General features: G+C 37.7%; 15 protein-coding genes and 1 pseudogene. 2 read left to right on the forward strand and 14 right to left on the reverse strand.

What is annotated here, in order from left to right:
* Positions 1-394 precede the first annotated feature (394 nt).
* The 8 genes and pseudogenes from alr to VIO64_RS23130 form a co-directional block, all read right to left on the reverse strand.
* Complete coding sequence (gene alr, locus VIO64_RS15810) at positions 395-1,564, reverse strand: alanine racemase (protein WP_331919957.1); 1,170 nt, start codon at positions 1,562-1,564, stop codon at positions 395-397.
* A 14-nt stretch (positions 1,565-1,578) separates the two neighbouring features.
* Positions 1,579-3,126, reverse strand: coding sequence for an NAD(P)H-hydrate dehydratase (locus tag VIO64_RS15815; RefSeq protein WP_331919959.1), 1,548 nt, complete (start codon positions 3,124-3,126; stop codon positions 1,579-1,581).
* Positions 3,127-3,314: 188 nt separating this feature from the next.
* Complete coding sequence (locus tag VIO64_RS15820; RefSeq protein WP_331919961.1) at positions 3,315-4,862, reverse strand: O-antigen ligase family protein; 1,548 nt, start codon at positions 4,860-4,862, stop codon at positions 3,315-3,317.
* Between the two features lie 6 nt (positions 4,863-4,868).
* Positions 4,869-5,378, reverse strand: coding sequence for a DUF4330 domain-containing protein (locus VIO64_RS15825; protein ID WP_331919963.1), 510 nt, complete (start codon positions 5,376-5,378; stop codon positions 4,869-4,871).
* A gap of 83 nt (positions 5,379-5,461) precedes the next feature.
* Positions 5,462-6,565 carry a glycosyltransferase gene (locus VIO64_RS15830; RefSeq protein WP_331919965.1) on the reverse strand — a complete coding sequence of 368 codons (1,104 nt, stop codon included), beginning with the start codon at positions 6,563-6,565 and terminating at the stop codon, positions 5,462-5,464.
* Entirely contained in the window at positions 6,558-7,142 is a 585-nt protein-coding gene (locus tag VIO64_RS15835; RefSeq protein WP_331919967.1) for an acyltransferase, read from the reverse strand. Before VIO64_RS15835 ends, VIO64_RS15830 begins: the two co-directional genes overlap by 8 nt.
* A gap of 76 nt (positions 7,143-7,218) precedes the next feature.
* Positions 7,219-8,775 (reverse strand): murein biosynthesis integral membrane protein MurJ, encoded by a 1,557-nt coding sequence (gene murJ, locus VIO64_RS15840; RefSeq protein WP_331919969.1) that lies wholly within the window; start codon positions 8,773-8,775, stop codon positions 7,219-7,221.
* 58 nt (positions 8,776-8,833) lie between these two features.
* A pseudogene (locus tag VIO64_RS23130) lies at positions 8,834-8,980 on the reverse strand (DapH/DapD/GlmU-related protein); the annotation flags it as partial.
* Between the two features lie 767 nt (positions 8,981-9,747).
* On the opposite strand from VIO64_RS23130, the gene VIO64_RS15850 reads away from it, so the two are divergent.
* The gene (locus VIO64_RS15850) at positions 9,748-10,794 is read left to right on the forward strand and encodes a hypothetical protein (RefSeq protein ID WP_331919973.1); all 1,047 of its coding nucleotides are present in this window, start codon (positions 9,748-9,750) and stop codon (positions 10,792-10,794) included.
* An 8-nt stretch (positions 10,795-10,802) separates the two neighbouring features.
* On the forward strand, positions 10,803-12,305 hold the full coding sequence (locus VIO64_RS15855) for a PLP-dependent aminotransferase family protein (protein ID WP_331919975.1): 1,503 nt from the start codon (positions 10,803-10,805) through the stop codon (positions 12,303-12,305).
* 31 nt (positions 12,306-12,336) lie between these two features.
* On the opposite strand, the gene VIO64_RS15860 is transcribed toward VIO64_RS15855, so the two are convergent.
* The 6 genes from VIO64_RS15860 to VIO64_RS15885 form a co-directional block, all read right to left on the reverse strand.
* Entirely contained in the window at positions 12,337-12,786 is a 450-nt protein-coding gene (locus VIO64_RS15860; protein ID WP_331919977.1) for an Hsp20/alpha crystallin family protein, read from the reverse strand.
* 205 nt (positions 12,787-12,991) lie between these two features.
* Positions 12,992-14,545, reverse strand: coding sequence for a stage V sporulation protein B (spoVB, locus tag VIO64_RS15865; RefSeq protein ID WP_331919979.1), 1,554 nt, complete (start codon positions 14,543-14,545; stop codon positions 12,992-12,994).
* Between the two features lie 61 nt (positions 14,546-14,606).
* Positions 14,607-15,101 carry an acyl-CoA thioesterase gene (locus tag VIO64_RS15870; protein WP_331919981.1) on the reverse strand — a complete coding sequence of 165 codons (495 nt, stop codon included), beginning with the start codon at positions 15,099-15,101 and terminating at the stop codon, positions 14,607-14,609.
* Positions 15,102-15,392: 291 nt separating this feature from the next.
* Positions 15,393-16,496 (reverse strand): type IV pilus assembly protein PilM, encoded by a 1,104-nt coding sequence (pilM, locus tag VIO64_RS15875; RefSeq protein WP_331919983.1) that lies wholly within the window; start codon positions 16,494-16,496, stop codon positions 15,393-15,395.
* A 148-nt stretch (positions 16,497-16,644) separates the two neighbouring features.
* Positions 16,645-17,610 (reverse strand): tRNA dihydrouridine synthase DusB, encoded by a 966-nt coding sequence (gene dusB, locus VIO64_RS15880; RefSeq protein ID WP_331919985.1) that lies wholly within the window; start codon positions 17,608-17,610, stop codon positions 16,645-16,647.
* 155 nt (positions 17,611-17,765) lie between these two features.
* Positions 17,766-18,203, reverse strand: a complete 438-nt coding sequence (locus VIO64_RS15885; protein WP_331919987.1) for a PilZ domain-containing protein — start codon at positions 18,201-18,203, stop codon at positions 17,766-17,768.
* Between the last annotated feature and the right edge of the window lie 212 nt (positions 18,204-18,415).

Raw genomic sequence — 18,415 nt, forward strand, 5'->3', positions numbered from 1 at the left:
TAACCCCCCATTCTTATATTCGGGTTCCTATCTTAAAATGACTTACGGAACTAACAGCTTTTGAAGCTATGCTGCAATGCAGCGGGTATGTACTGTTGAAAGCCATAAATAGAAAGGATATTTCTAATGAATTAATAATGATTATTCCAAAACCGATCATAATATATTTTGATATTCATATTATATATATCATTATATAATCCCTAATATTCATGGGTCAAATTAAAATAATATTACTCCTGTCATAAGTACACTGTAATTATTGGCAATTAAGCTTTAAGGAAAAATCCCCCCATAAAATCGAACTGTTTTTTCTTCAATTATTCATTTTTTATTTATTATATTCCTAATGAGTTATGATTAATCATATAACTTATTAGTTTTCATTCATGCCTTAAATCAGATAGTTCAATACCTTTTGGATTTTACCTCCCTTCAAATAAACTCTTGGTATTCTTTTCCCTATTATACATACAACTTCATAGTTAATAGTTCCGATGATTGAAGCAATTTCTTCTACGGAGATTTCATTACTTCCCTGTTTTCCGAACAAAACCACTTCATCACCGACAGATACTTCACTTGCAAGATCGGTGACATCTACGAGACACTGATCCATGCACACACGCCCAACTACAGGAGCAAACTCTCCATTTATCAAAACCTTTCCCTTGTTACTCATAAGTCTGGTATAACCATCAGCATATCCTATAGGTATTGTTGCAATTTTACTTACCCTGGAAGTCTTAAATGTTCTGCCATAACTTATACATGTATTATTCTCAACTTCCTTCACAAGTATTACATTTGCTTTCAAAGTCATAGCAGATTTTAGGTCGATTTTTTTTGCATCAACCTCATTGGACGGATACATTCCGTATTGGATAATGCCCGGCCTCACAAGATTTAGGTGCATGCTGGGAAATTCAATAATGGCTGCACTGTTGGCAACATGCTTCACAGGTATATACACACCTATCCTGTTAAGCTCGCTGCAGATCCCCATGAACCTTTCAAACTGCATCTCTGTGTAGCTTTTGTCCTTCTCGTCCGCTGAAGCAAAATGTGTAAAAAGACCCTCGACAACAATTCTTGGAAGCTTGCTTATTTCCAATACATTTTTTACAGCACTGTACCCGGGCATAAAGCCTACCCTGGTCATACCGGTGTCTATTTTAATATGGATTTTTACATTCCTTTTCTGCCTCACAGCTTCTTCAGACAATGCTCTTGCAAGATCATGGCTGAAAACTGCCTGAGTAACATTATATTTTATTATATCGGCAGCTCTTATAGGATCTGTATAGCTTAAAATCAATATGGGCACATCAATATTGTTTTTTCTAAGCTGTATGGCCTCATCAAGCATTGACACGGCAAGACATGTAGCCCCGTTTTCCAAAATGGTTCTCACCACTTCCATAACACCATGTCCATATGCATCTGCCTTTACTACTCCCATTATTTCCGATTTTTTATTTGTTATTCTTCTTATTTCCCTTAAATTGTGGGCAATAGCATCAAGATCAACTTCGGCCCATGCCCTGTTAAATTTCTGCTCCATTTTTACCCCTTCTTTTATATATATTGGTGTATTGCATAAGGCAGTTCTTCGATCAAGTCACCTGCTATAATCCCATATTGGCCCTTCTTATGTGCAGCCATATCCCCTGCCAAACCGTGGAGAAAAACCCCGGCAACTGCAGAGTCCTCAGGCGTAAAGCCCTGGCCTATAAATCCTGCTATTATTCCTGTCAGCACATCACCTGTACCTGCAGTTGACATCCCAGGATTTCCTGTGGGATTTATATAAATTCTCCCGCCAGGAGCAGCAATAATGGTTTTTGAGCCCTTTAATACCGTTATAACATTATACTGGGCGGAAAAATCCCCGGCATGTTTTATTCGGTCATTCTGAATATCCGAAATGCTCATTCCCATAAGCCTGGCCATTTCTCCCGGGTGAGGCGTAACTACCACGGGCACCTTTGCCTTTTTCAATATTGCTGCATCCTTTGAGACGGCGTTCAAAGCATCTGCATCAAGCACAATGGGAACACTTGCATTTACAAGTATCTCTTGTACTAGTTCAATAATGTCCTGCCGACATGAAATACCCGGACCAATTGCCGCCACATTCATTTTTTCCATTTGTTTTAATATATCTTTAGCGGATTCTTTGGAAAAGTGCTCTTTACCCTTATCCTCAAATGGTATAACAATGGGCTCCACCAACTGAGCACTGTAAATATTACCCAATACAGCCGGAACCCCAAGATACACAAGCCCTGCACCCGACCTTAAAGCTGCCTTTGCACAAAGGCAGCCTGAGCCTGTCATTCCCGTTGAACCGCTTATAATGAGGACCCTCCCATAATTACCCTTACTACTTTCCTTTATTCTTTTTGGTATTATATCGGACACATGCTCTTTATCTATAAGAGTTGTTTTCATATTTACAGCATCACATATTGACTTGGGTATACCGATGTCGGCGATTACAAGCTCACCCGTATGTTCACACCCGGGACTAATTAAAAGTCCGGTCTTTGGAAATGTAAATGTTACGGTTTTATGAGCCTTTATGGACTTTCCAAGGACTTTTCCCGTTTCACCGTTTACCCCAGAGGGAATATCTATCGATACAACATATTTTGAAGAGTCATTTACAAGTTTTACTATTTCCTCAATGATGCCTGTCACTTGCCCTTTAAAACCTGTTCCAAAAATCCCGTCTATAACGGCATCACAGCATTCCAGTTCCCTTTTAATTTCCGAAAGTATATTTTTATCGACGACTTCAACAGTCTTTATATTCATGTTTTCAATGATTTTTAAGTTTATTTGTGCATCACTTTTAACTTCGGATTTTTTCGAGGTAATATATACAGATACGTAGGCCCCTAGATTATTTAAATGCCTTGCAACAGCATAAGCATCTCCACCGTTATTCCCCTTACCCGCCAAGACAATAACCTTTTTTCCTTCCATGGCACCGATACTTCTTGTGGTCTCCTCTACCACCTTAAGTGCAGCATTTTCCATGAGAACAATTCCCGGTATACCTATTTTGTTTATGGTTTCATCATCCATTCTTCCAATTTGCTCCGGAGTTGCAACCTTCATATAAAACCCTCCACAATTTCCTACATATTAACAAATAAGTAAAATAGAACTTCCCGAGCTTAAGCCCATTATTAAGGGAAGTCGTATTTTACTTATTCCTTTTATATATTAATTATTATTAACCATTATATATTACTCATTATATATTACTCATTATATTGATCACTTTTAAATATCCTGAAAACCTTCTAGGCTTTATTGCTTATTCCTTCTCTTTTCCTCATTGTAATACTCAACGCAGCTAAAACTAATGCCACAATTACCCAGAAAATCAACATTACTCTTGGATAATACCATATATACTCAGCCAGTGCCATTACAAGGACGCTAACAATAGAACATATTCCTGCAATAAGAATATTGTTTATGTTTGCTTCTGCCTTATTTGACAAGTTTAATATGCACTTTTTAACAAGCCTCCCAATAAACCACACAAAAGTTGCTATGCCCATAATACCCATTTCAATCCATATCTGTATATATAAATTGTGGGCATGGGGCGGAACCTTGGCAGTGTATTGATAATAGTTTTTACAGATTCCCATAAATACATCTGTTCCTAATCCTATTCCTGCCTTCCAGTACTCAGTGAACATGGGCATAATGGTCTGGTATATCTTTATCCTGTACATAGCCGATGTATCTGCTTGAGTCAATGACATGAGTCTTCTGTATATACTTTGCGGCATAAAGGGTATAAACGCTATCCCTGCAAGTATAACCAGCGGCAGCAGCTTTTTGTTTTTAAAGAATACAAATATCAGCACCGATCCAGCAAAACATAGCCACGCTGCACGTGTGCCTGTCCAGACGAGGGATATGAGAGGTGGAACTGCCAATAATGAGTAAAGTATCTTTTTAAATACATTCTTTGAATTTAAAACTACTGCAAAATAAAAAGGTATTGTCATAAGCAGCAACTCGGCGTAGTTGTTGGGATTTCCCACAGTAGAAAAAACTCGCCCCTTTGCATCGGAGTTTGTCACAAGATCTATAAAGGCGGGATTAACCGGTATTCCCACTATTTTAGCCTGGTATATACCGAAAAGGCCTGTAAATGTGACTCCCCACAACATTATCTCTATAAAGCTGTTTATGGACCTTTCGGTATTTATAGAGCTTACTATGACTATGACCAGCAAAAAGCATGTAAGAAAAAACAGGAGAAACCTCATGCTGTCCATCGGGAAGAATGAATTGCCCACTGATAAAATCACACACAGCATAAACAGAAGTAGGGCAAAATCAAGTCCTTTAACATTAAAACTTTCAAACCTGTGAAATATTGTTTTTACAAAAAACATTGCTCCAAGTGCCAGTACGATGACTGTGGTGTATATATTGTACCACTTCTCATCAGGAACTGAAATAATATATACAATGCTTAATGCTATAACAATCTCTATCCTGCGAAGTATATTTACAGCAGATCTTACAATAAGGCTCTCTGCAAATATATGACCGTATTTTGTGTAATAGGTGTTTAAAAATCTTGGAATAATGTTCAAGGCTTTATCCAATACACTGACAAAAAAGCTGTACTCCAATACCCTTGAATAAAAATCTCTTCTCTTTATAAAATTTAATATGCTGCTGTTGGCAGACAATATTTTAAACTTAGAAGACAAATAGGCTGCAACTCTTGCAATCAGGCTCTCCTTATAGGCAGCCTGAAACTTTTGTACGAGGGTAATAATAAAGCCTATTATCAAGCTGTTTTTTAATATATTAATCAAGAAGCATTACCCCTTTTTCTTTATATCATATATCCTGCACTGAAAAGTAGCATTTCCTGCAAGCAGGATAGTAGTCCTTCCGGTATAATAATCCGCACTCCCAAAGACTACTCCCGAAGAAGACTTGCCATCCCTATATATTCCTTCTCCCTCAACAGTTACTTTAATTGATGAATAGCCCTTTTTGGTTGATGGTACCAATTGCCCCTTTTCATTAGAGGCCCAGCTTACAGAATTGCCAACCTCTACTTTTGTAACCTTTCCATAGACAACATTCCTGTCAAAGTCTTTTGCCAGATCTCCATTACTTATTGCTTTAGCAACAAATTCAGGAACTTCATCAGAGTAGAAACTTATCTCAATCTTATCCGGCTTGGTAAATGCACCTCCGACCCCTATCTGGGATCTGGTAAGCTTGTACCCTACACCTGCAATTGCACCTAAAACAACCAAAACAATCAAAACGTCAACAATGCTGATCTTTCCGAAAAGCTTTCCCTTACCATCCAATATCATTTCAACACTTCCTCCATAAAACATATTTTCTGTACTTTTATTCTTACTGCTTAACTTTAATCCTACTGCTCGATTTTATCCTATTACTCACTTTTCAAGCTTTCCCTGTATAAATTATATGTTTCCATAACCATCTTATCAAGATTAAATTTTTCCCTGATTGCCTTTAATGCATTTTCCCGCAAAGTTTTTTGCAGTTTTTCATCGTTCATGACTCTTGTAACCGCCTGAGCAAGGCCCCTTGCATCATCATACTTTACAAGGATACCGCAGCTTGTCTCATTGTTTATTATATCCCCGTTTCCTCCCATATCGGTTGCAATTATTGGTAGGCCGCAGGCCAAAACCTCCAGTATAGCAAAGCTTAACGCCTCATGGGCTGAAGAATTTATATATAGGTCGCTACCGTAAATAAGATTTTTAATGTCTTTTCTAAATCCTGTAAATATAATATCCTTTTCCAGTCCCAAATTCAATGCCTGTTTTTTTCTTTCTTCAAAGAAAGGCCCATCATTTGCAAGCACCATTACAAATTTTTTGTCAGTCATTTTTTTTAGTTCGGCTATGGAATTTATAAGGAATTCATGCCCCTTATCATAGGCAAACCTTGACGCACAGAGCATTACGAAGGTATCGCTGTCAATATTAAGCTCCTGCCTCATTGTTGACTCTACAGGACCTCCCCATGCCTTAGGGTCAACACCGTTAAAAATAACCTTTATTTTTTTGCCGTTAACACCGTTACTTATCATCATTTCCTTGCCCTTGTTGCATACCGCAGCTATGTTTGCCTCAAGAGGAGTCAAAACCCTGTTGAAAAACCTTAATACCGCGTTGTTTTCCAATATAAAATGGTTTGTATACATGACTTTGGTTTTAGGGTTAAATAGTCTTGACCACATGGCAATGTAGTTTTCTCTTAAATACTGGGTATGAATGAGGTCAATTTTAAGCTTTTTGCACAATTTGCTTAAATTATAAGCAGCCCTTATGTCAAAAGGATTTTTCATTGCAATCCTATGGGAGGTGACCCCAAGCTCTGAGAGCTTTTCAACCAAAAGCCCTTCCTCATTGTATGCAAGATAAGCTTTTACCTCTTTACCATTGAGCTTTTCAACAAGGGATTGTACATATCTTTCGGTACCTGCTTTTCCGGCATGGTTTATCAAGTATAGAACCTTAATCATTTTTATCACCTGCGTTTTCGTTTTGTATTTGGTTTATATTCTGTGTTTGGTTTCCATTTCTGTATTTTATAATCTTAGCCGGATTACCGCCTACCACTGCGTATTCGGGAACATCTTTAGTCACCACGGCTCCTGCACCTAAAATAGCCCCCTTGTGAACAGTAATACCCGGGAGAATTATAACCCTTGCTGCTATCCATACATCATCCTCTATGACAACAGGCTTTTTAGGTGCTGTTTGAAGGTTCATGGGAATGTCCAGACGACTGTTCTCGTGATTCTGGGTAAATATCATAACATCAGGCCCCATCATAACATCATTACCTATTTTTAATGGTCCTGCAATCCTGCAATTTATGCCTAATCCGGTATTTTCTCCAATTTCAATATCCCTGCCCGAGCCAAAAAATGCTCCATGTTCAACATTAATGTTCTTACCTGACTTGTAAAAAATTCTCCTGCACAAAAACCTTCTGATTCTCTTTGTACCAAAGCCGTAGGGCAAGTCCGAGCCGGGCAAATGCCGTGCGACGGCGTAATAAAGTATGAGACAAATATAATAACTAAGTTTTTTCATTGTTACCTCCAACAATTATATTAAAAGCTATAAATCTATTACGTTTAACACTTTTAATGCAGTAAAGCCTTTTTCATCATTGAGCGGGTTTTCTAAAGGGAATTTTGGACATTACCCTCTTTAGCATTTCCTTTGACTCATCCACCTTAATAAAATAAGTTATAAAGAAGTAGCTCACTGCTCCCAATAATACAGGAATAATGAGTTTGATGCTTCTGTCCACCAAAAATACCCCGAAGGATACATTCTCAAGCAGCATGCCGGAACCTACGACCAATATGAACATTACAATGCTGGCCCCAGTATACTTTATAACATTTATTCCAAGGCCTTTCAAGTTCAGATCGCCGATTTTTCTTCTGATGAGTATAACAAGAATCAATGCCCCGGTTAATGATGATATGGAATAAGCCAGCGGTATTCCGTAAACGCCTATAAAACGAGCCAATATAAGGCTTAGTGAAATATTTATAATCATCATAACCACGCCGTTTATTGCAGGCCTTTTGGTATCCTTTAAGGAATAAAAGGCTCTATCCAATACTTCCTTTACTCCAAACCCTACAATACCTATGCAGTATAGTGCCATCAGAACAGCAGCAAAATTAACATCATTCTGGTTTATTTTGCCCCATTTGATAAGCAGTTCGATAAGCTGATAGCGAACCGCTATAAATCCTGCAGTACATGGGATCAGTATAAAAGCTACCGAGCTTAAAATCTTTACAATGCTTGCCTTAAATTCAGCCATGTCATTTTGGGCAGCATACATTGAAAGCCTTGGAAATATTACTGCCGTCACCGAAAACACAAAGGCAAGTACCGCGTACAAAACCAAATTCTGCACCCAATTCATCATGAAAACGGTATTATCCTCAAACCTGCTGCAAAATACGTTATTGAAAAGCATGTTTATTGAGTATGCAGATGTCCCCAGTAGTACCGGCGGTACCAGTTTTGCAGCTGTTAAAATATCCGGGTCCCTTATGACAAGTGACGGCCTGTACCTGTATTCGGTTTTGTACATGGGAGGGATCAGAATAAGTGCCTGAGTTGTAAGCCCTATAAATGTAGCCACGATAAGTCCCTTTACCCCAAACACATTGCTCAAAAACAATGAATATATTATAACAATCAAGCTGCTTGGTATACTTACCAGTGCAGGCATGCTAAACCTTCCATAAGACTGTAAAATCCCTTGAAAAACATAATTAAGTGCATAAAAAATCATGATGGGGAACATCACCCTTAGTGCAAACACAGTCAATCCATAATCCTGGACCCTGAATTTGGGCGTCAGATAGGTTATCAGCGGAGTGGCCAGTATGCATAATGCCGAAAACACAATTGTAAGCACTACTGTAATAGTAATAATTTTATCGGCAAACCTGTGTGCCCTTTCCTTTTCACCTGTAGTAATATGGCCTGCAAATATAGGGATTACAACCGTAGCCAAGGCAGTGCCAAGGCTGGTAAATATTATAAGCGGAATCTGCAATGAATAGGAGTAAATCTCCATTTCAATGGTTCTTCCGAACTTTGCTGCATAAAAGCTGCTGCTTATTAAAGATAAAACTCTTGAAAACAGCATTAAAATTGTAACAATGCCTATAGATTTTGCTACGCTTTTCATCTTGTGACCTTTCAATTAAAGTAATATAGATTTAGGGTATCCAATAAATGTTTTCCTTAATAACCCTGGCAGGGTTTCCTCCTACCAGCGTTTTTGGTGCAACATCCTTTGTAACAACGCTTCCGGCAGCTATGACGGCACCGTCACCAATTGTTACCCCCTTTAAAACAAGCACATTACAGCCAATCCAAACATCATTGCCTATCTTTATTGGTTTTATTTCCTCGGTAGGACTGTTAAATTTATGGTAATCCCTGTCCATTATGCAGACATCCCAGGATATATTGCACCCGTTTCCTATCTCTACCTTGCTACCCGCGTGTATTTCAGTCCTGTCCCCGATTGAGGTGTTATTTCCGATTATTATTTCGGAGAAATTTTCATTTCCGAATGCACTTAGCTTTACCCCTTTATAAAGCTGGACCTTTCTTCCCAACTTTATGGCTGCATTCTTTTTAATTATGCTTATGCCTCTGCCTGCTCTAAGAAGCGATCCACACTCAGTTAATTTTATTCTAATAAAAAAACCTCTTACAAGTTTTAAAACCTCTGTAATTATTTCCGGGATGGTTCTGCTAAATGCTTTTCTGTCTATTTTATAATTAGCCTGTCCATTAGTTGGTTGATCCATTATCCTTGCACCCCTCTATTTGCTTTTTTACGAAAATTAATTATATCACTAATAAATTTATAATGCCATATTAAAAGCGATTAATCTTTTGTGCCATGCGGAAGCAATTTTTTAATTATATCTTTGTTAACAAAATAGTTCTAATTGATTTTTATATGTGGTAGAATGAATATAGAGAGTTTATAAAATGTTTATTTATAGTTTATAAAGTATTAATATTTAGTCATGCACGAAAAATAACTTCCGCTATAAATTTCGCTCATGCGTTGACTTAACTCGTCAACACCCGCTCAAAAGCGTAAGTAATTTTTCATTCATGCCTTAGTAACGGGGGAATGTAGATGGCGGTTAAAGAACCTGGTAAAATTAATGCGGAGGCTGAAAAGATATCAATCGATGAGTTCCGCAACTTGTTCATGCAAAACCTGAAAGGCTCGTTTTTCAAGAATGATGTCATAAAAAAGAACTATTATCTGGAAGGAACTATCTGTTCGGATGTAGAAAGGCATAAATACGGTACCAGCTTCAAGATACAGAGCGATGAAGGAAGCGTTATGAATGTATTTTTACCGAAAAAATCAGGTTATCATTCGGGAATAGAGCCAGGAAATAAAATTAATCTATTCGGCATGTTTAACATTTACGACAACAATGTAGAAAACCAGTTTAACTTTATTGAGTTTAAGGCATCAAAAATTATTGAATCAGATGTAAGTGACAGTAAAAGGGAAGCTATTTTATCTGCATTAAACGAGAAAGGATTTCTGCACAAACAAAAAAAGGATTTTGTGTTTCAAAACATAGACTTTTTCAAGCTTATGATTATATCCTCAAAGGACAGCACTGCATCGACAGAAGTTACAAATTGCCTCAAAAGCACAGGCTTCTTTGAAGTTTCGATGCATTATATAGATACATATAAATCCGACGATATAGCTGAGCTTTTAAATTCAATGGACAAGAATAACTATTATGATGCGATCATGATAACAGGTATCGGATCTTTGGAGAAAAGGCTCTTTGACGAATTAAACGTAATTGAAGCAATTGCAGGGATGAATTCGCCTGTAATTACGGCTATGGGACGGTGCCTGGCCGATGAAGTGGCAGACATAACTGAAGATGGCCCTTTGACGGCTGCCAGGATGCTTCTTTATGCTTATAAGGAAAGCAAGTTTAAAAACAATGAATCTCCACTGATAACCAATGAGCACAACAGCAATTTATTTATAACACTGACTCAGGAAAAGGAAGATCTCGAACGCAAACTTTCATCCATGTTCAGTGACAAGGTTACTTTGTTGAATAAAGTCCAGAGCCAGCAAAGAATTATGCTTTTGCTGTCTTTTGTATGCATTATAGCAGTTATAATTTCATTTGTTAATTAGGCGGTAATATGATTGAAATCAGTGAATTGATAAAGTTTGAGAAAGATAGCTCGATACCATTATATGTTCAGCTTTTTGAAAGGCTTAAAGAACTGATATCTGGCGGAACCCTTGTACATGATGTCAAGCTCCCGTCCATAAGGCATTTATCCAAGGAGTTAGGGGTCAACAGAGTAACGGTTGTTACTGCTTTTAAAGAGCTTGAAAATAGCGGGTATGTATATACCAAACCCGGAAGTGGCACCTTTGTGTCCAATTCTTATTTGGTATCGGCTAAAAACCATCATTTACAAAACAACCTTGTCTTAGATGAGGTTTATACACAGGAATATGCATATTTAATAAATAACGGGCAGGTAAGCCTGACGGAAAGCAGCATTAATTTTGCCAGTGCCACACCTACACCAGATCTTTTCCCTGTGGACGATTTCAAGGTTGTTTTAAACGAGGTTCTTGAAAGGGATAAGGGTAATGCCTTTGGCTATCAGGACAGCCAGGGCTATTACCCTATTAGGGAGTCAATTTGCCGGGTTCTCGGGAAAGCAATGGTGACATGCAACCCCAATGATATTCAAATAATCTCCGGTGCCCAGCAGGGTATTGATATTATTTCAAAGGCTTTACTTCGACAAGGGGATTATATCATAACCGAAAGTCCCACCTACGCCGGAGCTATAGCTGTTTTTAAATCCAGAGGAGCACAAATTGCAGATATTGAGCTCTGCGAGGACGGGATGAGCCTTAATGTTCTTGAATATACCATTAAGAAGTACAAGCCTCGACTTTTATATACAATACCCTCATTTCAGAACCCGACAGGATATTCCTGCTCAAACCATAAAAGAGAGCAGCTTCTTAAGCTCGCCGATAAATACGACCTCTACATAATAGAAGATGATTATGTAAGCGATCTAGATTTTCAGGATAGAAAATACCTCCCTTTAAAATCTATGGATAAAAGCGACAGAGTAATATTCATTAAAAGCTATTCAAAAATATTCATGCCCGGACTTCGCCTCGGCTTTATGATAGTGCCCACCGGCATTTTGGGCAATGTTATCGAAGCCAAGCACGCTACCGATATTTCCACTTCCGGCCTTATCCAAAGAGCTTTTGATCTATACATACGGAAAGGCTTCTGGGACAAGCATTCCCAGTTTATGTACAATATTTACAAGGAGCGTTACATAAAAACAACAAATGCATTAGACAAGCATCTTCCATCCGGGGTAATCTATAAAAAGCCTGGAGGAGGGCTGAATATTTGGCTTACCCTCCCTCCCGGCTTTCAGGTAAATACACTTGTTAATATATGTGCATCGAAGGACATCGTTTTTGCTCCGGGTAAAATATTTTATAGCAGCAATGCATCACAAAAGCTTAATAGTATAAGGCTGAGCTTTGCATCGGTTTATGTTGAAAATATAGATCACGGAATTGAGACCTTGTGTAAAACCATAGGACTTATGGAGCAAAAAAACGAATCCTACAGAAATCTCCCTATTTTGTAAATGCAGCGAGTGCTAATCAAAATCATGAAATCTATTGTATATCAATTCTGTTGGATTTCGCCTTCCCTTCTTCCTTTGGAAGGGTTATTGTCAAAATGCCGTTGTTATACTTTGCCGTTACCATGTCATTTTTTACATTCTGCACATAGAAGCTTCTTGAGAATGATCCTAACTTTCTTTCACGCCTTAAGTAATTTTCCGACTTCTCCTCTGTATCCACCTTATGCTCCACGGATATTGTCAGAGTGTCATTTCTTAGCTCAAGCTTTATGTCTTCCTTGTTTACTCCAGGAATTTCAGCATCAACTATATATTCTTTGTCATTTTCCCGTATGTCAGCCTTTATTGCATTTGCAGCCATAAAGCTGTTTTGAAAGAAAGGTTCCTTAAAAAACTCCTCAAAAACCGTGTTAATATCCCAAATATTGTTTCCCTTCATGATGTCGTTTTGCTTTCTAAAATATGGTGTTAATCCAAACATAAATCGCACCTCCAAATATTCTTATTGTTTTTGACTTTCTTTGACCTTATATATATTTTATATCATATTATATGCACCATTATCAAAATTTGTTTTTGACTTTCTTTGACTTTTATCAGAGAAAAAAAGCCATTAGCTTAAACTATCTCATAAAATCAAGGAATATCCAGGTTTTTTACACTAATTTGATTTCTTATATTGGAAGCTATCTTCTTTTAGATTTCCCTTTGTAAAGCCTTTGCAATTCATCCTTTTTCAATACCCCTATTACAGTCATTAGAAAGAGGCCTATCAAAACATTGGCTGCTACCGCCAAAACCGTATTTATTGCTATGCTGTTTGTGAATATGCCGAAGAAGCTGTATATATACTTACTTATAAAAAGCATTATTAAGCCAATGAAGCCCGGTTTTATTATCCAGTTGCGAAAGTCTATCGTCATACCTGTTGTGTTTACTACTGTAGCCAGGTTAAGAATGCACACAAATCCCGAGCTTATTATTATTCCAGTCACGTACCCCTTTATACCGTATGCCGGGATAGCAAAGTACACAAATCCTATTCTTATTACACTGCCTATTACAGAGTTTCTTAATGATACGGCTTGCTTGCCCATACCGTTTAGAACTCCCAAAAGGGTTTGCTGTAGATATGCAAATATACAGGTGAATGCAAGAATGAAAAGGAGATTTCCTACTTTTTCTCTTTTATAGAGGATGCCCCCTATCTCATTGGGAAAAGCAAGAAATATGGCAGTGAATATGAAACCTAGAATGAACGTTAACTGTATTGATTTTGATACTCTATAATTAACAGATCGCAGCTGCTTCATTGATAAAGCTTCAGATATTGCCGGAACCAAGGTTATTGCTAGGGATGATGTGACCAGCGAAGGAAAAGAAATGAGAGGCATCGCCATACCTGTAAGCTTTCCATATTCCATCATGCTGGCAGAGTAATTCAGTCCTCCTTCAAGAAGCCTTCTTGGAATGAGAATAAATTCGAAAGCTGCCATTACCGAAGTAATAAATCTGCTCAAAGACACAGGAACTGCAGTCTTTACAATTTCTTTGATAATTTTTCTCTTTCGCATTATTCCTTTCTTTGATACAATTTTGGGCAATGTTTTCTTCCTGAACTTGTAAATAAGAACCAACAACGAAAGGTTGGCTATTTCCCCCAGGGCCATACCTAATGTTGCCATTGCACAGGCGTATTGAAGGCCTGCATCGATAAATCTTGAAGCAAGGAGCATGACAACAGTTATTTTTACTACCTGTTCAAAAATTTGCGATACTGCTGTGGGTGCCACCTGCTGTATACCGTAGTAATAGCCCTTCAGTGCTGAGGAAGCGGCTATTACAGGTATGCATGGAACTAAAATCAGCAACGAAAGATGGGTTCTGCTGTCTTTTAAAACCTCACGGGCAATGAAGTCCATAAAAAAATATATTCCGCCTGAGATAAATAAACCTGCCCCCAGTGAAATCACAAAGGCACAATAGGTTATTCTCCTTAAGTTTATAAGGTTGTTTCTTGCAAATTGTTCCGCAACCATTTTGGAAACAGCTATGGATATTCCGGATGTCAGAGTAAGTATAATCAAAGAGTACACAGGGGATATCAGCTGGAAAAGCCCCATACCTTCAGAACCTATCAAATTTGACAAATATATCCGGTAAACAAATCCGAAGATTTTTACTATAAATCCAGCTAGCATTAATATTATTGCACCGCTGACAAAAGATTTTTTTGACATTCCAAACTCCGAATTTAATAATCATAAATATAAATATTAAATTCGAGTATAACTTATGCCCTTATTCTTTTGCTCTTTTCTTTAACCTCTCATTTCTCCTTTGTTCTGCTTCAATATAATCCTTCTTCTCATCATCGGTTTCAGGAATGAGAGGAGGCACCACCGAAGGCTTGCAATCCGTGCCCAACGCTACAAAAGTCAGATAGGCTTTGTTTGTGAGGATAACATTGCCTGTTTTCATATTTTCTGCGTATACATTTATGGCTACCTCCATGGAGGTCTTTCCTGCCCAAGTCATTTTAGCCTTAAGGATAACCAGTTCGCCCATTCTCACAGGGTGTCTGAAATCCAGACTATCCAATGCTACTGTTGCAACTGTTTTATTTGAATGCCTTGTAGCAACCATTGCACCTGCTATATCCATCCAGTGCATCAGCCTGCCACCTAGCAGATTACCCAGCAGGTTTGTATCATTAGGAAGAACAAGTTCCGTCATTTCTATTTGTGAGGCACTAGGGGTTTTTCCTTTAACATCGCTATTTACATTGTCAGCCATAATCAAATCTCCTTTTCTGATCTTAATTAAGGTATGATTAAAAAATTACTTAAGCTTTTGAGCGGGTGTTGACGAGGTAAGTCAACACATAAGCCAAATTTATAGCGGAAGTTATTTTTTGATCGTACCTAAATAAAAATTAATAAAACACCTATATAAGACTAATCCTAGATTAATCCACAAAGGTGTTACATTATATGAAAGAAAATGATATACAATGCAGCAAAGGCACTATATATCACTTATTTAAATATCTAGAACTCATGGTGCAAAATCCCTTTAGTTCTTGGTTTATAACGTTATACCAACTGAGTTAATGAGGAAGTTTAACCTATCTCCATCCAATCCATGGTTTATCTTAACACCGTCAATGCTCAAAAGACCGACTGGATACACCGGAACATCCAATGTGTCCTCCAGATATTCTCTCAGTCCCTTTAACAGGGATCCACCGCCGATGATATAAATCTTACCTATCTTTGTTCCGTAACATCTTTTCTCATAAAAATCAAAGCATTGGTGGATTTGTCTTATCACCTTGTCGATATTGTCCTTCATAATATGTTGAATTTTAATTTGTGTTTCGCTTGCATTTATATCGGGCTTTGCAATCCCATACATCTTCTTCAATCTCTCAGCCTCTTCAAGTCTCATTCCCAGATTGCCTGAAACTATACCTTCAAGGTTGCTGCTTCCTGATAAAATTACCTTGTTAAATTCCAAAACCCTATCCTTAAGAATATTTACAATAGTAGTTTCGGAACCAAAGTCTAGCACAGCAAAGGTATCCTGACTGGTTTTGTTAAGCTTCTGCTTTTTGTACCAGGATTCACTTTCAATAACTCTAATATCCCTGTTAAAAAACTTTGCAGTACTGTTTGCAGGTATATCTACCGACATAGGCTTGAGGCCAAGCTCCAGCAATATATCTATATAGCTTTTTATTATGCTTTTGGATACAGCAGTGACAAACACCTTTACCTTCGTATTATCATTCTCTTTTAATTGCTGCAATACCTTATAGTCAATCTGATGTTCATCAGTATTTATAGGCATGTTCTGCTTGACTGCTTCACGGACTATTCCGTCTATATCCTGACCGGGAGCCTTATCTATCATAAAAACACGAGATATTATGTTAGTCCCGGACATAACAATTTTGGCATTCTTGGATTTTATCCCATTTTCGCTGATAACCTTCTTTATCTCGTTGGTAACCTTGTAAACGTCCTTGATAGCTCCATTCTTAATACAATCTCTTGGGGTAGAAGCAATGCCGTAATTCTTAATGAATATTTCTTTATTTTTTTCAACTACTACTTCAACTACTTTTATATTCCTAAACCCGATATCTATACTAACCAAGCTGTTTTTAAAGAAGGGCAGCTTAAACATTTCATCTACTCCTCAGAATCATATAGTCATTCTTATTATACTACTTAGATTATATTACCACTCGCCAAATTTAAAATCAATACTTCAAAATATTATTATTTAACGATACCACAAATTGGCGTAATTTTTGTGCACTGTGCTTTCCTTTTTATATTTCCCCTTCCATATATTCCTCTAGTAAGCTTATTATTTCATCCTTTGATGTTAGCCTGAAAACCTTTTCTTTTACATAGGTGGCATTTCTCAGCCCCTTAATGTACCAGGAAATATGTTTTCTCATCTCACAAATACCAATATGCATACCTTTAAGCTCAACAAGCATCTCCATATGTCTTATTATCATTTTTATCTTTTCTTCCGGGGTAGGATCTTGCAAAATATCACCAGTTTCAAAGTAATGAAGTATCTTTTTGAAAATCCACGGGTTACCCTGGGCTCCCCTTCCAACCATTATAGCATCACAATTGGTTTCCTGAATCAACCTCTCAGCTTCCTTAGGCCCAAATACATCTCCATTTCCGATGACTGGTATACTGACTGCTTCCTTTACCTTCTTTATTATTTCCCAATCCGCCTTGCCGCTATAGTATTGCTCCCTTGTCCTGCCATGAACGGTGATTGCCTTGGCTCCGTTCTCCTCTGCTATCTTTGCAACCTCAACCGCGTTTATAGAGCTGTCGTCCCAACCCTTTCTTATTTTCACAGTAACAGGTTTACTTGAGGCTAATGATACTGCCTTTACAATTTGCCCGATTAGATCAGGCCTTTTCATAAGTGCACTCCCCTCACCATTTTTTGTTATTTTAGGTGCAGGGCATCCCATATTTATATCAATCAGACATGCATCCGATTCATCTAATTGCTTTGCTATTCCGGCCAAAATTTCCGGGTCGGAGCCGAATATCTGCACCGCTGCCGGCTTCTCCTCATCCGCTATTCTGGTTAAGGCTTTACTTTTTATATCGTTATAATGCATACCCTTTGCACTAACCATCTCCGTATATACAAGACCACAGCCTTGCTCCCTGCAAAGAATCCTGAAGGGCATGTCCGTTACACCCGCCATTGGTGCTAAAAATACTTTATTCTCAATCTTAATATCTGCAAAATTCATAAATCCCTCCTGTCAGATATTTTACCATAGAAATAACGGCATGAATACACCACTATTTCCCAGATATAACAAGACCAATTGTGATTTTGCAATCTTGGCACAAACGCAAAAAAACTCCTGTTGCTTTATCACAACAAGAGCTCAAAATTCATATTTTAATATATTTTAATTCTTCTGGTTCTCATTCGGGGGATAAAAAAGAAAGTATATACGCCTTCTTCATAATTTGGTGCGGGCAAGCTTTGCTTTGATACAGTAATCCTTGATTCGATTACCTCATCCAATTGAATTTGATTGTATTTGTTTACGTTTATAAACTTTGCAGCATAGGTGTTTTCACTACAGTTTGCTTCCTTTCTCACTAATGCAGCTTCAAACTTTAAAGTAAATTCTGAAAGCATGTTGTATACTGAGATGTCAAAGTAGTATTTGTTTTCGCTTTCCAAATCCCTTGCAGATATAAACTTTAAGCCTCCTGCAGAGATGTCACAGACATCAATTTCCTGCCAGCTTTTTTTGTCATTGCTCATCATTATTTTGCAAACAGCGTTAGTGCACCTTTGATATCTTCTCTTTTCCGATACTTGATTCATAAGTACCAACTCCCTCCTACAATTTCAAATGGCTATCATAGGTACCGAATTGTAAATTAATATATATGTTCGGCATCTATATGTATGCAGCGGCATATTAGTCATTTTTCCTTTGCCATAGAAGAATACAAAAGCTCGCGTATTATTATGTAGGTTGATAATTAAAAGACAATCAAAAAATAAAACAACTAATTGAAAATACTTAGATATGC

Origin of the sequence: Pseudobacteroides sp., from assembly GCF_036567765.1 — a bacterium.
GTDB lineage: Bacteria > Bacillota > Clostridia > Acetivibrionales > DSM-2933 > Pseudobacteroides.